We start from the raw sequence: 16,764 nt of genomic DNA, 5'->3' as shown, positions 1-16,764 counted from the left end.
TCCCCTTGGGCTTTCCCTCCTGCTTCGAACGATCAGTCACCATCACGCACGAGGAGAGTGGCGATAGGATTAAGCACTATCCTACGTTCATAGAACGACTCCTTTGAGCGACTTCGTGTCGCAAAGCTTCTTCCGCTTTGTGCTCAATCCATCTGGTGACATGATTCCAAGCGTAACAGAATGGTGGCCACTTGCAAGATGCGCCGCTTCACCACCCCCTAAGCCGCTGCGCGGCTATAGGCGGAGCACTGCGGCGCGTTTTGGTAGCGGAGGACGATCCAGGCACTGCTGTGGAGCGCTGTAGTGCGCAACCAACCCTCGTGGAGCACGGTCAAGCAGCACTGAAGGCTGGGCAGCAGAGGCGTTAGGCGTTCGACCTGATCCTACTCGACATGCAGATGCCGGTTCTCGGTGGTTCCCAAACCGCCCAGGCTATCCACACCGCAGAGGCCGTTCAGGGTCGCCCGCAAACCCCGATCGCCTAGCCGGCATACATATGCCTTGCATATGCCTAGTCCGGCTGCTACATTGATACTAGCGCAGCATCGGCTGGGAGGTGCTAAAGATGCGTACCGTGTCAATTTTCAAGAACGGCAAGAATCAGGCAGTCCGCCTGCCCGCCGACATGGCCTATGACGGCGTTGGCGAGTTGGAAATCACAAAGGAGGGTGACGTGATCACGCTTCGTCCCGCTCGACCTTCTTGGTCGTCTTTGTACCATCTGCCGAAGGCCGAAGACGACTTCCTGAGAGATCGGCCTACTGTCGTTGGTGATGAGGGCAGGTTCCAGCTGTGACCACCTACATGCTCGACACCTGTATCTGCTCATTCATCATGCGAGAGCACCCGGCCTCGGTGATTCGGCGCTTGGCCGCTGAAGTAGAGGTGGGCAACCGGATCGTTGTATCTGCCGTTACTTACGCAGAGATGCGTTACGGGCAGATCGGCAAGAAGGCATCCGCTAGGCACAGGATGCTGGTGGATGAGTTCGTGAAGCGGCTCAATGCGGTGCTGGCTTGGGATCAGCGGGCAGTGGATGCCACAGTAGAAGTGATGCGCGAATTGAGCCATTCAGGGACGCCCATCGGGCCAAACGATACGGCGATAGCCGGTCACGCGATTTCGTCTGCTTGCACGCTGGTCACTAATAACGTGCGTGAATTTGGTCGTGTTCCGAGTCTGGCTTACGAAGACTGGTGCGATTGAGGCAAATGCGCAGATTGAAACGATGAGCGCAAATAGCAAGGCCCGGGTGCTGATGATCCAGGGCACCCACTCCGATGTCGGCAAGAGCCTGCTGGTCACCGGTCTTTGTCGGGCCTATACCCGTCGCGGTTTGCGGGTGCGCCCGTTTAAGGCGCAGAACATGAGCAACAACGCCGCCGTGACGGCAGATAGCGACCGGCCACCAGGGTCCAGTGGCCAGCAGCTTCGGCATGGCGAGATCGGTCGGGCCCAGGCGTTCCAGGCCCTGGCCTGTGGAGTACCTCGCTCAGTCCACATGAATCCGATTCTGCTCAAACCGGAGAGCGATGTCGATTGCCAGGTGGTGGTGCGGGGCCGCGTGCTTGGGACCTACTCGGCGGCGGCCTATCAATCCACCAAACGCGAACTGCTACCCGCCGTGCTCGAAAGCCTGCACCACTTAGCCGGCGACGCCGATCTGCTCCTTGTCGAGGGCGCCGGTTGCGGCGCTGAGCACTATTTGCGCAGCAACGACATCAGCAACATGGGCTTGGCCGAGGCGGCCGATCTGCCGGTGGTCTTGCTCGGTGAGGAGGCCCGAGGAGGTATTACGGCCTCGGCGCTGGGGGCCTATCAGTTGTGGAGCCGCAGCGAACGGGCCCGTGTTGTCGGTTACCTGGTCAACCGTTTTCGCGGCGACTCGGAGATCTTTGCTCCCGCCGCTGCGCAGATCACGCGCGCAACCGGCTGGCCCAACCTTGGCTTGATCCGCTGGTTCGACGGCGCCGCCCGTTTAGCGCAGGAGGATTCCCTAGCACTGGATCGGCAGCGGCAGAACGGCGAGGGCGAGGGCGGTGGCAGTGCCGGTACGAACAGACGGCTGCGCATCGTCGTGCCACGTCTGCCCCGCGTCGCCAACTTCGACGATCTCGACCCGCTGGCAGCGGAGCCGGGCATCGAGGTGCGTTGGGTGCCCCCCGGTGAACCTTTACCACGAGACGCCGATGTGGTGCTGCTGCTCGGCTCCAAGGCCACCCGCAGCGACCTGGATGCGCTCTATCGGCAAGGCTGGCACCACGACATCCATACCCACGTCCGCCATGGTGGCTACGTCGTCGGCCTCTGCGGCGGTTTTCAGATGCTCGGTCGAGTGGTCCGTGATCCGCACGGCGTCGAAGGGGCGGCGGGCGAGACCCCGGGGCTTGGTCTGCTCGATCTGGAAAGCACGCTCACCGACGAAAAGTCTCTGCTGGAGCTCAGCGCCGGTCACATCCGCGACGGCCTCAGCGGCCAGCCGCTGACCGGTTACGAGATGCACATGGGGCGTACCAGTGGCGCGGCCTTGGCCCGCCCGTGGTTACGGCTGGAGGACGGCCACAGCGCACGACCGGAGGGCGCGCAGTCGAGCGATGGGCGAGTCATGGGTGGCTACATTCACGGTCTTTTCGCCGCCGACGGTTTTCGCCGCCACTGGCTGCAGCGCCTAGGAGCGAGGGCTGCCGAAGTGCACTACGGCGAGCAGGTCGAGCGCACCCTAGATGCGTGGGCCGATCAGCTGGAGACCGATCTCGATCTGGATCGGCTCTGGACGCTGGCGCGCTCGCCGGCACGACCTTCGGCCTAGCAGCGCCGGATGTTGAATTTTTTCACCGCTTCTTTTAGGCTCCGCGCCACCCCTACCAAAACGCGCCGCAGTGCTCCGCCTATAGCCGCGCAGCGGCTTAGGGGGTGGTGAAGCGGCGCATCTTGCAAGTGGCCACCATTCTGTTACGCTTGGAATCATCACTTTGCGCGAGAAACCCCGTCCTTCAGGGCGGGGAGGGATAGCGCATCGTGCGCAGCACGATTACGCGGCCCGGCTCGCGTCCTCCTCTCTAGGTTTGGGTTGAAGGGTATAGCCGTAGCCATCGGCCCGTTGCAGCAAGCGGCAGTAGCGGTGTGAAATGCCTTGGACTACGCCCTGTCGAGTCTGGATATTGAAACTACCGGTGGCGCGGACGGCCACCCGGCCTTGATAGGTACCGGCCTTCTTGCCGGTTGGTACATCAGCCTGAACCAGATCCCCGGTCTGAAAGCCCTCCACCTGCTTGGTTTGCATCAGATAGCCACGCGGAAAGCCAAACCGGTTGAGCCGTGTGCGCTGGTAGCTGCCTCGACCCGTGGCCCGTACCGTTAGGGTGGGCACATTCCAGTCGGTGACGGCGGTGACCGGCCCGACACAGGCTGCATCCAAGGCGTGGGTCTTGGGAATGCCTAAGCGCTGGCGGTTGTATTTGGTACGCCCGCCGCTACTGGTGACCACGGGCAGGCCGGTGGCCTGAAGCTGCCGGAAGAGCGCCCAACGGGTGCTGTTGACGGCGGCGGCATCCTTGAGTGGCGCCTTGGCTTGGGCCTGAATGCGTTGCAGGCGCTTGGGGTCATCGGCCAGAAAGGCCTCTACGGGCTGATGCCCCTTGGCCTGATTGCACTCACGGCAGGCCAGCGTCAGATTGCTGACCCGATCCGAACCGCCCCGGCTCTTCGGGTGGATGTGATCGATCTCCAAGGGCACCTGTGTCGCACCGCAGTAGGCGCAGCAGCGTTGCCACTTCTCCAGCAGGTACTCCCGCACCTCATAGCCCTGCAAGGTGCCCTGCTGGTACGCCACGCCGCTGATCTCGGGGTTTTCCACGGCCTGGGTATCGAACCGAACCAACTCCATGCTGATCCCCGTCACCGGGACCAATCGACACAGTCGCTCCACCCAAGCTGTTGTGGTCTCTACCCGATGGTGCAGGCTCGGCGGCAACCAACCTTGGGGTCGGGTCCGGTTGTCGAAGCGGGGCGCTCGATAGTGCAATTGGCTCCGGCGCCGCCGCCGGAAGGCACGGCGTTGGGTCAATTTTTCACTGATCTGTTGCCCGCGATGCTCAATCTCCATCAGCATCACTACCTGCTGCCGCTCCGGATCGGTTTCGTCCTTGCGGACTACCGTGACCCCGGTGGTCTTGCTGCCGGGATCGATTTTGATCTCGATCGGCTGCAGCTCCGACTCCTCCACCGTGCGATCTTTGAGCCGGATCGTGAATGGACGCATCCGGTGGACCACGGCCCGGCCCCGCTCCAGCAGCAGCCGTGCCCGCTTCTCCGAGCAGGGCATCAGCGGCTTTTTCCTCTTGTCTAGTACTAAAACTGCCATCTCAATGCTCCATTCTGCCCGCTGGGGACAGATTTCAAATCTGTCCCCAATAGCAGAGAACCCTTACGGGTCCAGTGACGTGGGGCTTGCGCCCCGTCTCCCCTCGGGAAAGTCTGCAACCGGCTCCCGCTTGCGCGGCGACTGGAACCTTCGGCGCTTTACCTTTCGCCAGCATGATCCCAGCCTTCCAGAGCGGCGGACTGAGGAAGCATCCGCCGGTGGGTCTTGACGACCTGTTGCAAACGTAGCGGCACATTGGCCACTCTCCCTGGTCAACCCAGCCTGCTTTCACAAGCTCCCGCCTTTAGGCGGGGGTAGTTGACCGCCGCTCTTTCCAAGTAGCTTCTTAGGGCTTGGCGGGTCAGATCGTTTAGGGAAATCCCATGCTGTGAGGCGGCAACAGCGGCGGCCAGATGCAGTTCGTGGCCGATGCGAACATTAAAAGAGCCTTTGCACGGCTTTTCGGGGAGGGCGCCAAGCTGCTCGCAGGTAGCAATGTAGTCATCGACGGCAGCGCGGAACGCAGTCTCCAGTTCGGCCACCGTTTCGCCTTCATAACTGACCAGAGCGCGCACGAACTGCAGCCTGCCAAATAGGCAATTGTCAGCGGTGCTGGCTTCGATGGAGCCATAGTAGCCACGATATTTCAGTAGTTTATCCATCAAGTCAGCCCTCCCGAACGTAAGTGCTCAATGACTTGGCGCCGAGCATAGGCTTTGAGTTCGTTGCCCAGATGCGGCTTGTGCATATTGATCATCGCTTGAACGTTGCCATTGTGAAACTTAACACGCGAGCCCTGACCTTCAAGTTGCCGATAGCCGAGCCTGTATAGCAAGGTTTCCAACTCTCGCCAAGTGAAGACGGCGTGTTCGTTGAGTAGCTTGGCAATGAGTTTTTCCGTTTTCGACATGCCGCCCCTTTCCTGCAACTAAATTTAGTCGCCTTGATGCGCTATGGCAAGTCACCCCCGGATGCGCTGCTCACTCGGCAGGGCAGGGCAGGGCGGCTATCGGCATCAGGCTTTCGCCACGGCGGCGGCGAGCCGCTGCCACTCATCCTCTTCACTCGGTAGCCCGAAGCGCAGGCCGGCCGGCTCATCAAAGGCCCGGACCCAGATGCCGGCCCTGGCAAGGGCGTGCTGGTAAGCGCGCGGTGCAGCGATCGGCACCCAGCAGTAGAGGGCGGTTCGACCGGCAACCGGCAGCCCGGCGTTATCGAGGAGTGTGGCGAGGCGCTCAGCCGCCGCCTCAAGGTGAGTGCGTTGGGCCAGCTGCCAAGCGCCGTCGGCCAGCGCGAGACAAGCCGCTTGCCTAGAGGGCCCGGTCAGTGGCCACGGCCCAAGCAGGGTGCTCAGTCGCTCGCGGATCGTTGTACTCCCGAGCAGAAAGCCGATACGGGCGCCGGCTAAGCCGAAAAACTTCCCCAGCGAGCGCAGTACGATCAGGTTGGGCGAGTCCGGGTGACCGGCGCAGCGGGCTAGACTGGCAGCGGGGTCGGCGTCGGCGAAGGCCTCATCGACAATCAGCCAGCCGGCCTGGCGCAGTAACGCCTGCTGCCAGCGCTGCAACAACTCAACGGGGTAGCGTCTACCGGTTGGGTTGTTCGGATTGCTCAGCACCACTACATCGAAATCGGGCCGCTGGGGCGGGCCCTCCTCAATCAATGCGGGGTTGATACGCTGTACGGCGTGACCCCAGCGTTGCCATGCAGCGGAGTGCTCGCCGTACTCCGCCTCCGGGATCGCCACCCGCGACGGCGGGCGGAGCGCCGGCAGCAAAGAGATCGCCGCTTGGCTGCCAGGGAGCGGCAGCGGCGCGGTGATTGCTTGGTAGTACGCCGCCGCAGTGGCCGTCAGTGAACCTTCTGGCGCACCTTCCAGCGACTCCTCTTCCGGTAGACGGTGCCAGAGTGCGGCTGCGCTGATCGACTCCGACGGCAGCGGGTATGGCGTGGGGTTGATACCGGTCGATAGATCGAGCCAGCCGTCAGGGTGCTCGCCAAAGCGGGCCACTGCTTGCTGCAGGTTGCCACCGTGCTCCATCCGTTCCCTCGTATTGTGTTCATGCCGGTTCTAGACCACTGTCGCGCGATGATCCGGTTGACTGCTTGACTTAGCATGAGTCCCCCCTCTATGCTGAAATCCCGCTCTTGTCATGGGCTTTATTTTGGGGCCGATTAGAGCGCCTATCAGACGTCTTGCAGGTGTTGGCCGCCATGTTGACGCACAGCCCACTGACGAGTCGCCAGTTTACACAGCAGCAACTGGTTCAGCACATGCCCTTTGTGCACAGAACCGAGCAGGAACTGGAGCAGCTTGGAGAGTGGTGGCAACGCGTAACGTTAATCGGCAAGATTAGCAGCCTGCAGATCGCCAAGACCCTACTCGATGAAATGGACGTCACGCAGCGGCGCTTTCAAGAGTTGCAGCGGCGCCTGGTAGAGAGTTTGACACAAGAGAAGCTGCGCAAGCTCAATCTCGATCTCAGCAGTCGCGCTCAAGTGGCAATCGACATATTGATTCGGAATCTCTTTGAGCGGACTGCCGATGTCGGATTTCTCGCAACAGATCGCTACATTCGTGCCTTTCTGCACAACGACACCCCTACCGAAGCCGACCGCGCGGCCATCGTCGAGCGCTTGCGAGCCTATATCGCAAAGTATAGTGTCTACGACGAGGTCATCCTGCTCAATCCATCCGGGCAGTTGAGCGCCCATCTCGACGTGGATAATCCCGTGGCCGCGATTCGAGATCCCTTGCCTGCACAATTGCTCTCCGCCACCGACACCCCCTATCTTGAGATCTTTCGTCCCTCCGACCTGCAGCCCCTAAAGCGCAGCGCCCATATTTTTGCCGCCCGTATCACCGAATCGGATGATCCAGATTCACGTTTGCTAGGCATCTTGTGCTTGTGTTTCCGGTTTGATGATGAGTTACAAGGTATCTTTGCCCAGCTGGCACAAGAGGGCCTGTTGCTCGCCATCCTTGACAGCAACAATCAGGTCATTGCCAGCAGCGATGAAGCCCGAGTACCGTTTGCGGATCGTTTGCAACCGGCTCCGCAGGGGGCGCTCGGCCGAGCGTCATATAGAGGCACGGAGTACTTGGTGCGGACTGCATCGACGAATGGGTATCAGGAGTATATGGGCTTGCCGTGGCGGGGGCACGCGATGCTTCCCTTGGACGCAGCTTTTAAGCATGAGGTCGATCTAACAGCGCCGAGCGGCCGCTCCGCTGCGCCGCTGGTACAGGTTCAACAAGGGGCGTTGACGGAGATCAGTCAAGCAGCGGCGAAGGTGACGGCGGATCTGACGTTGACCGTAATCAATGGGCAAATCCTGTCGGTTAAACAGGATGCCCAGCAGTTCATGCCGGTGCTCAATGAGATTCGCACCATCGCTCAAAAGACGCGTGAAGTCTTTGACCACTCGATTGAAGTTCTCCAGCAGACCATCAGTGATACCTTGCTCGCCGACGCTGTATTCCAGGCCTCGTTGGCTGTCGACATTATGGACCGTAACCTCTACGAGCGTGCCAACGATGTGCGGTGGTGGGCGCTGACGCACGATTTTCGCAAGTACTTGGCCGATCCAGAAGAGGCGCTGGCGAAACGTGCTCAACTAGCCGCTATTCTCGCCTACATCAACGACCTCTACACGGTCTATACCAATCTGCTGCTGTTCGATCTCCATGGTCGTGTAGTCGCGGTCTCTCGTCCCGAGCAGGAGAGGCTCATTGGTACGGTTTTGCCGCCCGAACTGCCGGTCTCTAGGGCGTTGCAAAATGAAGACCCGCAACGCTACGTGGTCTCCGATTTCGTTGCTACTCCCCTCTATGCGGGCCAATACACCTACGTCTATATGACGGCGGTGCATGCACTGGAGTCGCGGCGGACGGTAGGCGGTATGGCGATCGTGTTCGATGCGGCACCGCAATTTCACGCCATGCTACAAGACGCATTGCCCCATGACGAAAGCGGGGCGGTGAGCCCCGGTGCTTTTGGCCTGTTTGTCGAGCCTGGTGGTCGTATTGTTGCGAGTACGCACGTCGACCTCTGCGTTGGTGAGACGCTGAGCATCGACATCGATCTTGCCGGGTTGAAAAGCGCAAAACGCACCGGCCGCCTGGTTCGCTTCAACGGGGAAAGTTACGCGGTAGGTGCGGTGATGTCGCAAGGGTATCGTGAGTACAAAACGACGAACGACTACCGGAACGATATTATCGCCTTGATCTTCATGCCGGCTTGACGACCCACCGCAGGTACTTCTCGCGGCAGCGCTGTGCGCGCAAGTCGCCACAGCAGCGGGTAATGGGTGTTTGGCAGCCGAGTCTCCTGCCTCTAGCGAGCGTATTCAGCGTGTAGCATCTGCTCCAGCGTCGCCGGCGGGACATCGCTCGTAACGATGGCCTTGCCGATGCCGTGCAGCAGCACCAGGCGCAGCGCCCCGCCGCGGTTCTTTTTATCGACGCTCATTAGCTCCAGAAAGCGCTCGGGTGCGATCGCCGGCGGGTGCAGTGGCAGCCCGCAGCGATCCAGTAGTGCCTCGAGACGCTCCAGATCGCTTGCCTCCAGCCAGCCGAGGTCGACGGAGAGGCGCGCGGCTAGGCGCAGACCGACGGCGACCGCCTCGCCGTGTAGCCAGCTGCTGTAGCCGGTCTCGGTCTCAATCGCGTGTCCGAAGGTATGACCGAGGTTGAGCAGGGCGCGCTCGCCCGCTTCGCGTTCATCGGCGGCGACGACCTCGGCCTTGTTGCGGCACGACTCGGCGACCGCATGGGCGAGGGCCTCGGTATCGCGCGCGATGAGTGCCTCGATGTGCTGCTCAAGCCAAGCGAAGAAGGCCGGATCACGGATCAATCCGTACTTGATGACTTCGGCCAAGCCGGCGGCGAGTTCGCGCGCAGGTAAATCGGTGAGCAGGCCCATATCGGCAATGACGGCCCGCGGTTGGTGAAAAGCACCGATCATGTTTTTGCCGCGCGGGTGGTTGACCCCGGTTTTGCCGCCAACCGACGAGTCAACCTGAGCGAGCAGGGTGGTCGGAATCTGAATGAAGTCGATGCCACGCTGATAGGTTGCGGCGCAGAAGCCGGTCAGATCGCCGATGACCCCGCCACCGAGTGCGATCAGGGTGCTGGAGCGATCGAATCGTTCGCTGATTAGCCGATCGTAGACCTCCTCGCACGTAGCTAGCGTCTTATAGCGCTCGCCATCGGGCAGGATTAGATCGCTGATCGCAGTCTCGGGCGGTGTAGCGATGCGCCCGCGGAAGAGTGGGGCGACGGTCTCATTGCTGATGAGCAGAGCCCGGGCGCCGGGGTTGAGATGGCGAGCGAGCAGTTCCGTGCCGAGTAGATCGGTGCCGATGTAGATCGGATAGCTACGGTCGCCGAGTTCGACGTGCAGCGTGCGCATGTCTCGGTCCTCACGGGTCGGTAGAGCGGCGATGGGGGTCGGGTGGTGGCGCTGGGAGTGCGCTGTGCTCTGCCAGCGCCTGCTCAATGCGTTGGGCCACGGAACGCGCTCGGCCGCTGGTGCTCTCGACGACCACATCGGCGAGTTCACGGTAGAGCGGTTCGCGCTCGGCCATCAGCGCTTCGAGTTTGGCCTGTGGGTTGCTGCCTTGTAGCAGTGGACGATTGGTGTCGTTACGGGTCCGGCGCAGCTGCACCTTGACTGGGGTATGTAGGTAGACGACCAGGCCACGGGCACCGAGCAGATCGCGGTTGGCCGCGACGGTGACGGCGCCGCCACCAGTCGCCAAGACGATCTCATCGTGCCGAGTCAGCTCATCGAGCATCGCGGTCTCGCGCCGCCGAAAGCCGGCTTCGCCCTCGATATCGAAGATCCACGGGATGCTGACGCCGGTACGCTGCTCAATCTCGGTGTCGCTATCGAGGAAGGTGTAGCCTAAGCGTTCGGCCAGCTCACGGCCCACGGTCGACTTGCCGGCACCCATGGGGCCGATCAAAAAGATGCGTCGGGGCGTGTGCCATTGAGCCATACGCCCACTGTAACAGAGCGCCGGGAGCGGCGCACTGGGCAGTGTCTTGTCAGCGCCTTGTCGACTCTGTAGGCGTGTCGAAGCCACCAGAGTATGGCAAAGTAAAGCAGTTATGGAACCGCGCCAGCTTCGCCTCAATGGGCAGTACATCCTCTACGACGCCGAGCGGCTACCGCAGCCGACGGCGGCGCTGTTCGATGCCGATGCGCTGCAGCGGCAGGGGCTTTGGCAGGGGCGGCCGACGGGTGGCCGCGGCAGTGCCTGCTTCGTGACGATTGAAGGGATCCCGGCGGTGCTGCGGCGCTATCGTCGCGGAGGCATTTTCGCGGGGTTGCTCAAGGATCGGTATCTACGCGGACCGCTGACCGCATCGCGACCGTGGCGGGAGTGGTGGGTGCTGGCCCGTCTGCACAGCGAGGGGCTGCCCGTGCCGGCCCCGCTGGCAGCCCGCATGCTGCCGACGGGGCCGTGCTATCGTGCCGATATCGTGATGGAGCGGCTGCCAGCGCAGACGCTGGCAGAGGCGTTGATTGAGGGGAGGCGTGTGTTGAGTAGGGAGTGGTGGTGGGCGATCGGTAGCACCGTGGGGCGGCTGCATCGGCGCGGTCTCGATCACGCCGACCTTAACGCTCATAACGTCTTGCTGAGTGCGGCGCAGGATATCGGCCAAGGTGCGGACCGAAGTGCAGAGCGAGGTACAGAGCAAAGCGAAGGGCACGCGGTCTACGTTATTGATCTTGATCGGGCGCGCTTGCGGCGTCCACAGCTGCATTGGCAACGGCGCAATTTAGCTCGCCTGGAGCGCAGTCTGCGCAAGTTGGCGCGGACTGCTCCCGGTATGGCAGCGCTAAGCGCCGAGTCGTTGCGGTGCTTGACCGATGGCTGGAGTGCCGGCCGCAGCGCGAGTCAGGGGCGTGCCCGGAGCGGGGCGGTGTGAGCGTGGCGGTGGGTAGAAACACCCGAACGCGGCTGCGGAGGGCTGTGCGGTGAGTGCGCCGCGTTCGCTCTGCCTGCTGCGCCTCTCGGCGATTGGTGATGTCAGTCACGTCGTGCCGCTCGTGCGTACTCTGCAGCGGCACTGGCCGCAATGCCGGTTGACGTGGGTGGTTGGGCGCACCGAGTACGGCCTAGTCGGTGGGCTGGAGGGGGTCGAGTTTATCGTCGTCGATAAGGGCGAGGGGCTGATCGGCGCGGCGCGGCGGCTGCGCCGAACCCTAGCCGGGCGGCGCTTCGAGGTGCTGCTGCATCTGCAGGCGTCGTGGCGGGCGAATCTCCTTGCGAGTGTCATCTCTGCGGAGCGGCGGGTCGGTTTCGATCGAGCGCGGGCGTGCAACGGGCAGGGCTGGTTTATCGATACACCGCTGGTCGGGCCGTCACGCGTGCACGTATTGGATGGCTTCTTCCAGTTTCTCGAAGTGCTCGGGCTCAACGCCCGCGAGTTGCGCTGGCAGATCCCGGTGCCCGAGGCGGCGAAGCTCCGAGTCGAGGCGCAGGTGGCAGCGGCGGAGCCCTTTTTGGCGATCAGCCCGTGTAGCTCAATACGAGCGCGTAACTTCCGCAACTGGTCGCCGCAGCGCTATGCGGCGGTGGCCGATCACGCCTACCGACAGCGTGGCCTGAGCTTGGTGCTGACCGGCGGGCCGACGGAGCAGGAGCGTGCTTATGCGCAGGCGATCACTGCGGCGTGCCGGGCCGCACCGGTGATCGATTTGATCGGCCAGACGACGCTGCCCGAACTGCTCGCAGTGCTGACTCGGGCTTGCGCCTTTGTCGGCCCCGACTCCGGGCCGCTGCATCTAGCGAATGCCGTTGCCACCCCGGTCGTCGGTCTCTACGCAACGTCGAACCCGCAGCGCACCGGGCCGTACTGCTTTCTCGATAGTGTCGCTGACCGCTATCCCGAGGCGATTTACGCCGCCTACGGGCGGCCGGTCAGCGAGCTGCGCTGGGGCCAGCGGGTGCGTCAGGCCGATGCCATGGAGCGGATCACGGTCCACGATGTGACCGCACGGCTCGATGCCCTGCTCAGTAACAGCGTTTAGTCACACTGCGTAATACTGCTCAGTCTGCTCAGTGACAGCGTCCAGTCGAATGGCCCCGTAACCGTTAGCGCCCGCAGCCGATCCAGCCGCTGGCGACCGACTGCTCGGGGCGAAAGAGGCGAAGGTGCTCTTCGATGGCGAAGCGATCGGTCATGCCGGCGATATAGTCGGCGACGGCGCGTGCCCGTCCCGGTCGGCCGTGGCGCTGCTCGCCGTGTTCGGCGGCGATCCGCGGCTGCTCCGGCAGCAGACCGGGGTCGTCGAGAAAGAGAGCGAAGAGATCGTAGACGACCTGCTGACTCTTGCGCACCATGCGCGCGACCCGGTAGTGGCGGTAGAGGCGGCGAAAGAGAAAGTCCTTAAGGTCTTGGTGGTGCCGGGCCATGGTGGCGCTAAAACCGATCAGGGGCGTAGGCAAGGCCCGCACCGCATCGACCGTTTGCGGGTTAGCAGCGGCGATGCGGGCGCGCGATTCCTGAATCAGATCCTCGACCTGGATATTGATCATCCGCCGGACCACCTCGTAGATGGTGCGCCGCTCATCGAGTTGCGGGTAGGCGCCTTCGACCTCAGCGAAGAGGGGGGCGAGCAGATCGGTCTCGCGACACTCACAGACGCGAATCAGCCCCGAGCGCAGCCCGTCATCGACATCGTGGCTGTTGTAGGCGATGCCGTCGCAGACGTTGACCAGCTGCGCCTCAAGCGTTGGCTGGCCGCCGTGGATGAAGCGCTCGGCGACCTCGCCGAGTTGCTCGGCGCGCTCGGCCGGGCAGCGTTTGAGTAGGCCTTCACGGGTCTCGAAAGTCAGGTTGAGGCCGTCGAACTCAGCATAGCGGGCCTCCAGGGTATCGACCACGCGCAGCGACTGGATGTTGTGTTCGAAGCCGCCGAGCTCGGCCATGCAGTCGGCGAGGGCGTCTTGGCCAGCGTGGCCGAAGGGGGTGTGGCCGAGATCGTGGGCGAGGGCAATGGCTTCGACCAGGTCGACATTCAGCCCCAAGGCCTGGGCCGCGGTGCGCGCAATCTGCCCGACCTCCAGGGTGTGGGTCAGGCGGGTGCGGTAGAGATCGCCCTCGTGGTTGACGAAGACCTGTGTCTTGTACTCGAGGCGGCGAAAGGCGCCGCTGTGGATGATGCGATCGCGGTCGCGCTGGAACTGATTGCGGTGCCCCGGATGGGGTTCACTGATGCGCCGGCCGCGGCTGTTGGCCTCGGTGACAGCGCACGGGAGTGGCGCGGGAAAGGGCGGTGTTGTGGTCACGATCGACAGCAGCCTAGTTGTGGCGGAGAGGGTGGCGGGCGGATTGAGCAGGCTTCTGCCCCGTCGCTCAGCGGGGAGGAGAGGAGCGAGTCTGCCCAGCAGCCCTTAGGCCAATCCCTAGAATGGTTCACTGCGCGCCGCTCTTCAAGGCGGAGTCGATGAGCAGCGGTGTCACGAAGATCAACAGCTCCTGCTCGCGGCTGCGCTCGTGGCGCTGCCGGAACCAGTGCCCGAGCAGCGGCAGGCGGGCCAACCACGGCACCTGCTGTCGGCTCTCGTAGTGCTCGCGCTCCCGCACCCCGCCGAGGACGACCGTCTCACCGTGATCGACGCGTAGGTGGGTGGTGACGGTCTGGGTATCGATGCTCGGGACACCGGAGAAGATCTGGCCGACCGAGTCCTTGGTGATGTGCAGCGAGAGGGCGATCGAACCGTCGTCGCTGACCGTCGGTGTGGCCGTCAGCGAGAGCGCGGCATCGCGAAAGGCGATGGCGGTGGCGCCCGATTCGGTGGTCTCCTGGTAGGGGATCTGTACCCCCTGCTCAATGCGCGCCTCGCGGCGCTCAGTGGTGAGCACCCGCGGGCTTGAGACGATCTGTCCGTGGCCCTCGGCCTCCATCGCCGAAAGCTCCAACTGCAGCAGCCGCTCGCCGATCTTGCCGACCGCCACCCCGAGTTGACCGCCCCCGATCTGCGGCAATTCGGCGAGCAGGCCGTCACCGCTGCCCGGTCCGAGGTTCGCAAGCAGCGGTCCGCTCGCCGCCCACAACTGACCGTCGCCGCCGATGCGCTCAAAGCCCAAGCGTGAGCCTAGCTCCAGGCTGTAATCGCCGGAGACGAGGACGATGCGCGCCTCGATCATCACTTGGCGGGTCGCCCGATCGAGCTCGGCAATAAGTGCCGCGGCGGCCTCTAAGTCGGTCGGTAGGGCGCGCAGAATGAGGGTGTTGGTGCGCGCATCGACGCTGCTGCGTCCCGCCTCGGCGAGCAGCCCTGTCTCATCGAGCAGCTGCGCGAGGCTCTCAGCATCGCTGTGCTGCAGCGCGATGGTTCGCAGGTGCAGTGTGGGCGTTGGCGTTGCGATTGGCGGAGCTGCTTTCTCATCTTTGCCAAAAAAGGGGTCGCTGAGCGGGGTCTGCGGGTCGGTTTCGCCCTCGATCCAGGCCAAGGGGGATGTTGCGCAAGCCTCTTTGCCTAGTAGCGTGGCGCTAAGCGCTGTCGCACAGAGGAGTGCGCCGGACAAGTGGAGGGTGCGTGCGGTTAAGGTGAAGGGGGATGCCGTCGGCTGGGTCAGGTGCGCCATTACGCTTCCTCTCGGGTCTGGATCAGTAGCTGCCCGTCGAGGTGCAGCACCGGGCGTTGTGCATCGCGCCGCAGGCGCAGTGCCTCGATAACGACAGGGCGGGGGTTCGACGTTACGGCTTCGAGCCACGCGGCAATCGCTGCGTAGCGGCCGCTTGCGCTCAGATCAAGGTGGGGGTGCTCACCGTCGCGACGATCAAGGCGTTGCAACTCAATCCCGTGGGCCTCAAGCTCGGCGGCCAGCCGACTCGCTTCGGTGCTGAGTGTGGTCAGTGTCGATGAAGTGGTGGTGGACGCGCCGCTGTGGGTCGCATTGTGGTGTTGCTGAGTGGGGCGCGGGGTTGGGTTCGGCAGCTTGGCGCTGAGAATGAAGAGAGTCAGTGGCGGCGCATCGCTGTTGCTGACCTTGTTGTTGCCACCATGATCGATGCTGCTGCTGCTGCTGCTGCTGCTGCTGCTGGTGTTGGTGTTGGTGTTTGTGGCTGCGACTGAAGCTGCGGCGGAGCGACGAGTCAGCCGCTCAATCTGAACCGACTCGAAACCGGCCTGCTCCAGCGCTGCAACAAAGTCTTTGAGCTGTGACGGCACTTCAGCCTCCGCCTGGATCAGCAGCTGCCCGTCCCCAAAGCGCAGCTCGTGGAGCCAGACGCCGGCGGGTCGGGCGGCGTCGATCTGTGCTAGCCGTGTGGTCAGGTTACGGTGGAGGTCTCCGGCAGCCGCCCACGCCCTCTGGTGAGGGGTGGCCGTGGACGAGAAGTCGCCGGGTGTGGCGTCTGCCGACGCAAGTAGTTCGAGCCCGGATGCAGCGTCTGCTGAGGAGGTAGGTGACGAGGCCGCTGCTACGCCCGGTGGCAGAGTGGTGTGGCCACTCACGGCGCCGGGCAGCGTTGTGCCGTGAGTATAGATAAAGAGGGCGAGTGCGCCGACGAGGACGAGCGCGCCAAGCAGCGTGCTGCGGTTCAATTCGGAGCGGGGCGGTGGCGGTATGGTGGGTTGGGCAGTGAGTAGGTTGGTGGCTGCTTGTTCGTGGGCGCTCCAGGCGACGGCGACGCAGAGCGCCGCGGCCGCGGTCTTCGGTAAGCCGTGGCGGCGGGCCGCCCGCAGCCGGGTAGCGCCAAAGGCTCGCAAGGCGTCGCGGGTAGAGATCAGCTGTACCGTGCGCAGCCCGGTGCCCTGAGGCAGGCGCTGTGCGGCTAGCAGGTGGCGCTGTCGCACCGCCTTTAGGCGGCTCTGTGGTACGAGTTGTTGTTCGGGCTGTTCGAGCTTTTCGGGCTGTTCCGCAGTAGCTACCTGGACTGTTTTCGACGCCGCTTGGCGCTGCGAAGAGGGCGAAGGCGCTGCCGACTCCAGGCAGTAACGCCACGTCGAGACGGGTTTGGGGAGGTGGCGGCGGATCAGCAGCCGCAGTCGGGCGGCGTGTTCGCGGTGCTGATTGCGCGGAGCGGGTGGGGTCTTGAGACGGCGGCGTAAGAGGTGTGCCTCGGGGAGGGCCACAGCAATCCGGCCGCGGCGGACGCCCAGCCGGTGGCACGCCGCTTGGAGGGCGCGTCTTCGGGCAGCGAGGGTCGGTTCGTCGATGCGTTCGGCGGTGTAGACCGGGCGGTCACCGCGGTAGCAGGCGGCGTGTAGCCGACCGTCAGCGATCAAGACCGCAATGCGCGCAGTGCACGCGCTTTTAATTAAAGCAGTGATCATGGCAGCTCCTCCCTGAGCCCGTGCTGCCCGCTCCGTGGGCAGCTTTCGACGTCCATATAGGCGCCGCCGCGTAGTGTAGTCGAAGTGTTGCGGCTTGG

At 63.4% G+C, this 16,764-nt stretch carries 15 protein-coding genes; 6 read left to right on the top strand and 9 right to left on the bottom strand.

Annotated elements, in window-relative coordinates; genetic code table 11:
• Positions 1-574 precede the first annotated feature (574 nt).
• The 3 genes from vapB to CKO15_RS05485 are packed head-to-tail and all read left to right on the top strand — an operon-like array spanning position 575 to position 2,809.
• Positions 575-796, top strand: coding sequence for a type II toxin-antitoxin system VapB family antitoxin (gene vapB / locus CKO15_RS05495; protein ID WP_420842119.1), 222 nt, complete (start codon positions 575-577; stop codon positions 794-796).
• The gene (locus CKO15_RS05490; RefSeq protein WP_200193321.1) at positions 793-1,206 is read left to right on the top strand and encodes a PIN domain-containing protein; all 414 of its coding nucleotides are present in this window, start codon (positions 793-795) and stop codon (positions 1,204-1,206) included. The genes vapB and CKO15_RS05490 overlap by 4 nt, the downstream gene beginning before the upstream one ends.
• A 22-nt stretch (positions 1,207-1,228) precedes the next feature.
• Positions 1,229-2,809, top strand: coding sequence for a cobyric acid synthase (locus CKO15_RS05485; protein ID WP_242464592.1), 1,581 nt, complete (start codon positions 1,229-1,231; stop codon positions 2,807-2,809).
• A 222-nt stretch (positions 2,810-3,031) separates the two neighbouring features.
• Here the strand turns inward: CKO15_RS05485 and iscB are convergent, their stop codons facing one another.
• The 4 genes from iscB to cobD form a co-directional block, all read right to left on the bottom strand.
• A complete protein-coding gene (iscB, locus tag CKO15_RS05480; RefSeq protein ID WP_200193319.1) occupies positions 3,032-4,363 on the bottom strand; it encodes an RNA-guided endonuclease IscB in 1,332 nt (443 codons plus the stop codon).
• A gap of 272 nt (positions 4,364-4,635) precedes the next feature.
• Positions 4,636-5,025, bottom strand: a complete 390-nt coding sequence (locus CKO15_RS05475) for a type II toxin-antitoxin system HicB family antitoxin (protein WP_200193318.1) — start codon at positions 5,023-5,025, stop codon at positions 4,636-4,638.
• Positions 5,025-5,273 (bottom strand): type II toxin-antitoxin system HicA family toxin, encoded by a 249-nt coding sequence (locus CKO15_RS05470; RefSeq protein WP_200193316.1) that lies wholly within the window; start codon positions 5,271-5,273, stop codon positions 5,025-5,027. The genes CKO15_RS05475 and CKO15_RS05470 overlap by 1 nt, the downstream gene beginning before the upstream one ends.
• A gap of 105 nt (positions 5,274-5,378) precedes the next feature.
• Positions 5,379-6,404: a threonine-phosphate decarboxylase CobD gene (cobD, locus tag CKO15_RS05465; protein ID WP_200193314.1), complete on the bottom strand. Its 1,026-nt coding sequence runs from the start codon at positions 6,402-6,404 to the stop codon at positions 5,379-5,381.
• A 173-nt stretch (positions 6,405-6,577) separates the two neighbouring features.
• Here cobD and CKO15_RS05460 point away from each other — a divergent pair, with 173 nt between their 5' ends.
• Positions 6,578-8,608 carry a cache domain-containing protein gene (locus tag CKO15_RS05460; protein WP_200193312.1) on the top strand — a complete coding sequence of 677 codons (2,031 nt, stop codon included), beginning with the start codon at positions 6,578-6,580 and terminating at the stop codon, positions 8,606-8,608.
• Between the two features lie 92 nt (positions 8,609-8,700).
• Here the strand turns inward: CKO15_RS05460 and aroB are convergent, their stop codons facing one another.
• Together aroB and aroK are read right to left on the bottom strand one after the other, a co-directional pair.
• Positions 8,701-9,777, bottom strand: coding sequence for a 3-dehydroquinate synthase (gene aroB / locus CKO15_RS05455; protein WP_200193310.1), 1,077 nt, complete (start codon positions 9,775-9,777; stop codon positions 8,701-8,703).
• Positions 9,778-9,787: 10 nt separating this feature from the next.
• Positions 9,788-10,366, bottom strand: a complete 579-nt coding sequence (gene aroK / locus CKO15_RS05450) for a shikimate kinase AroK (protein ID WP_200193308.1) — start codon at positions 10,364-10,366, stop codon at positions 9,788-9,790.
• Positions 10,367-10,478: 112 nt separating this feature from the next.
• On the opposite strand from aroK, the gene CKO15_RS05445 reads away from it, so the two are divergent.
• Both CKO15_RS05445 and CKO15_RS05440 read left to right on the top strand, forming a co-directional pair.
• On the top strand, positions 10,479-11,303 hold the full coding sequence (locus CKO15_RS05445) for a 3-deoxy-D-manno-octulosonic acid kinase (RefSeq protein WP_200193306.1): 825 nt from the start codon (positions 10,479-10,481) through the stop codon (positions 11,301-11,303).
• A 49-nt stretch (positions 11,304-11,352) separates the two neighbouring features.
• Entirely contained in the window at positions 11,353-12,408 is a 1,056-nt protein-coding gene (locus CKO15_RS05440) for a glycosyltransferase family 9 protein (protein ID WP_200193304.1), read from the top strand.
• Positions 12,409-12,472: 64 nt separating this feature from the next.
• Here CKO15_RS05440 and CKO15_RS05435 read toward each other — a convergent pair whose 3' ends face one another.
• The 3 genes from CKO15_RS05435 to CKO15_RS05425 all read right to left on the bottom strand — a co-directional run bounded on the left by CKO15_RS05435 (position 12,473) and on the right by CKO15_RS05425 (position 16,666).
• The gene (locus CKO15_RS05435; protein WP_207123902.1) at positions 12,473-13,678 is read right to left on the bottom strand and encodes a deoxyguanosinetriphosphate triphosphohydrolase; all 1,206 of its coding nucleotides are present in this window, start codon (positions 13,676-13,678) and stop codon (positions 12,473-12,475) included.
• A gap of 118 nt (positions 13,679-13,796) precedes the next feature.
• Positions 13,797-14,972 (bottom strand): secretin N-terminal domain-containing protein, encoded by a 1,176-nt coding sequence (locus CKO15_RS05430; RefSeq protein WP_200193302.1) that lies wholly within the window; start codon positions 14,970-14,972, stop codon positions 13,797-13,799.
• The gene (locus CKO15_RS05425) at positions 14,972-16,666 is read right to left on the bottom strand and encodes a hypothetical protein (RefSeq protein WP_200193300.1); all 1,695 of its coding nucleotides are present in this window, start codon (positions 16,664-16,666) and stop codon (positions 14,972-14,974) included. Before CKO15_RS05425 ends, CKO15_RS05430 begins: the two co-directional genes overlap by 1 nt.
• Positions 16,667-16,764 lie beyond the last annotated feature (98 nt).

This window comes from Halorhodospira abdelmalekii (assembly GCF_016583625.1).
Taxonomy (GTDB): domain Bacteria; phylum Pseudomonadota; class Gammaproteobacteria; order Nitrococcales; family Halorhodospiraceae; genus Halorhodospira; species Halorhodospira abdelmalekii.
Note: the sequence above shows the minus strand (reverse complement) of the source record. Positions and strands in the feature narration are given on the sequence as shown.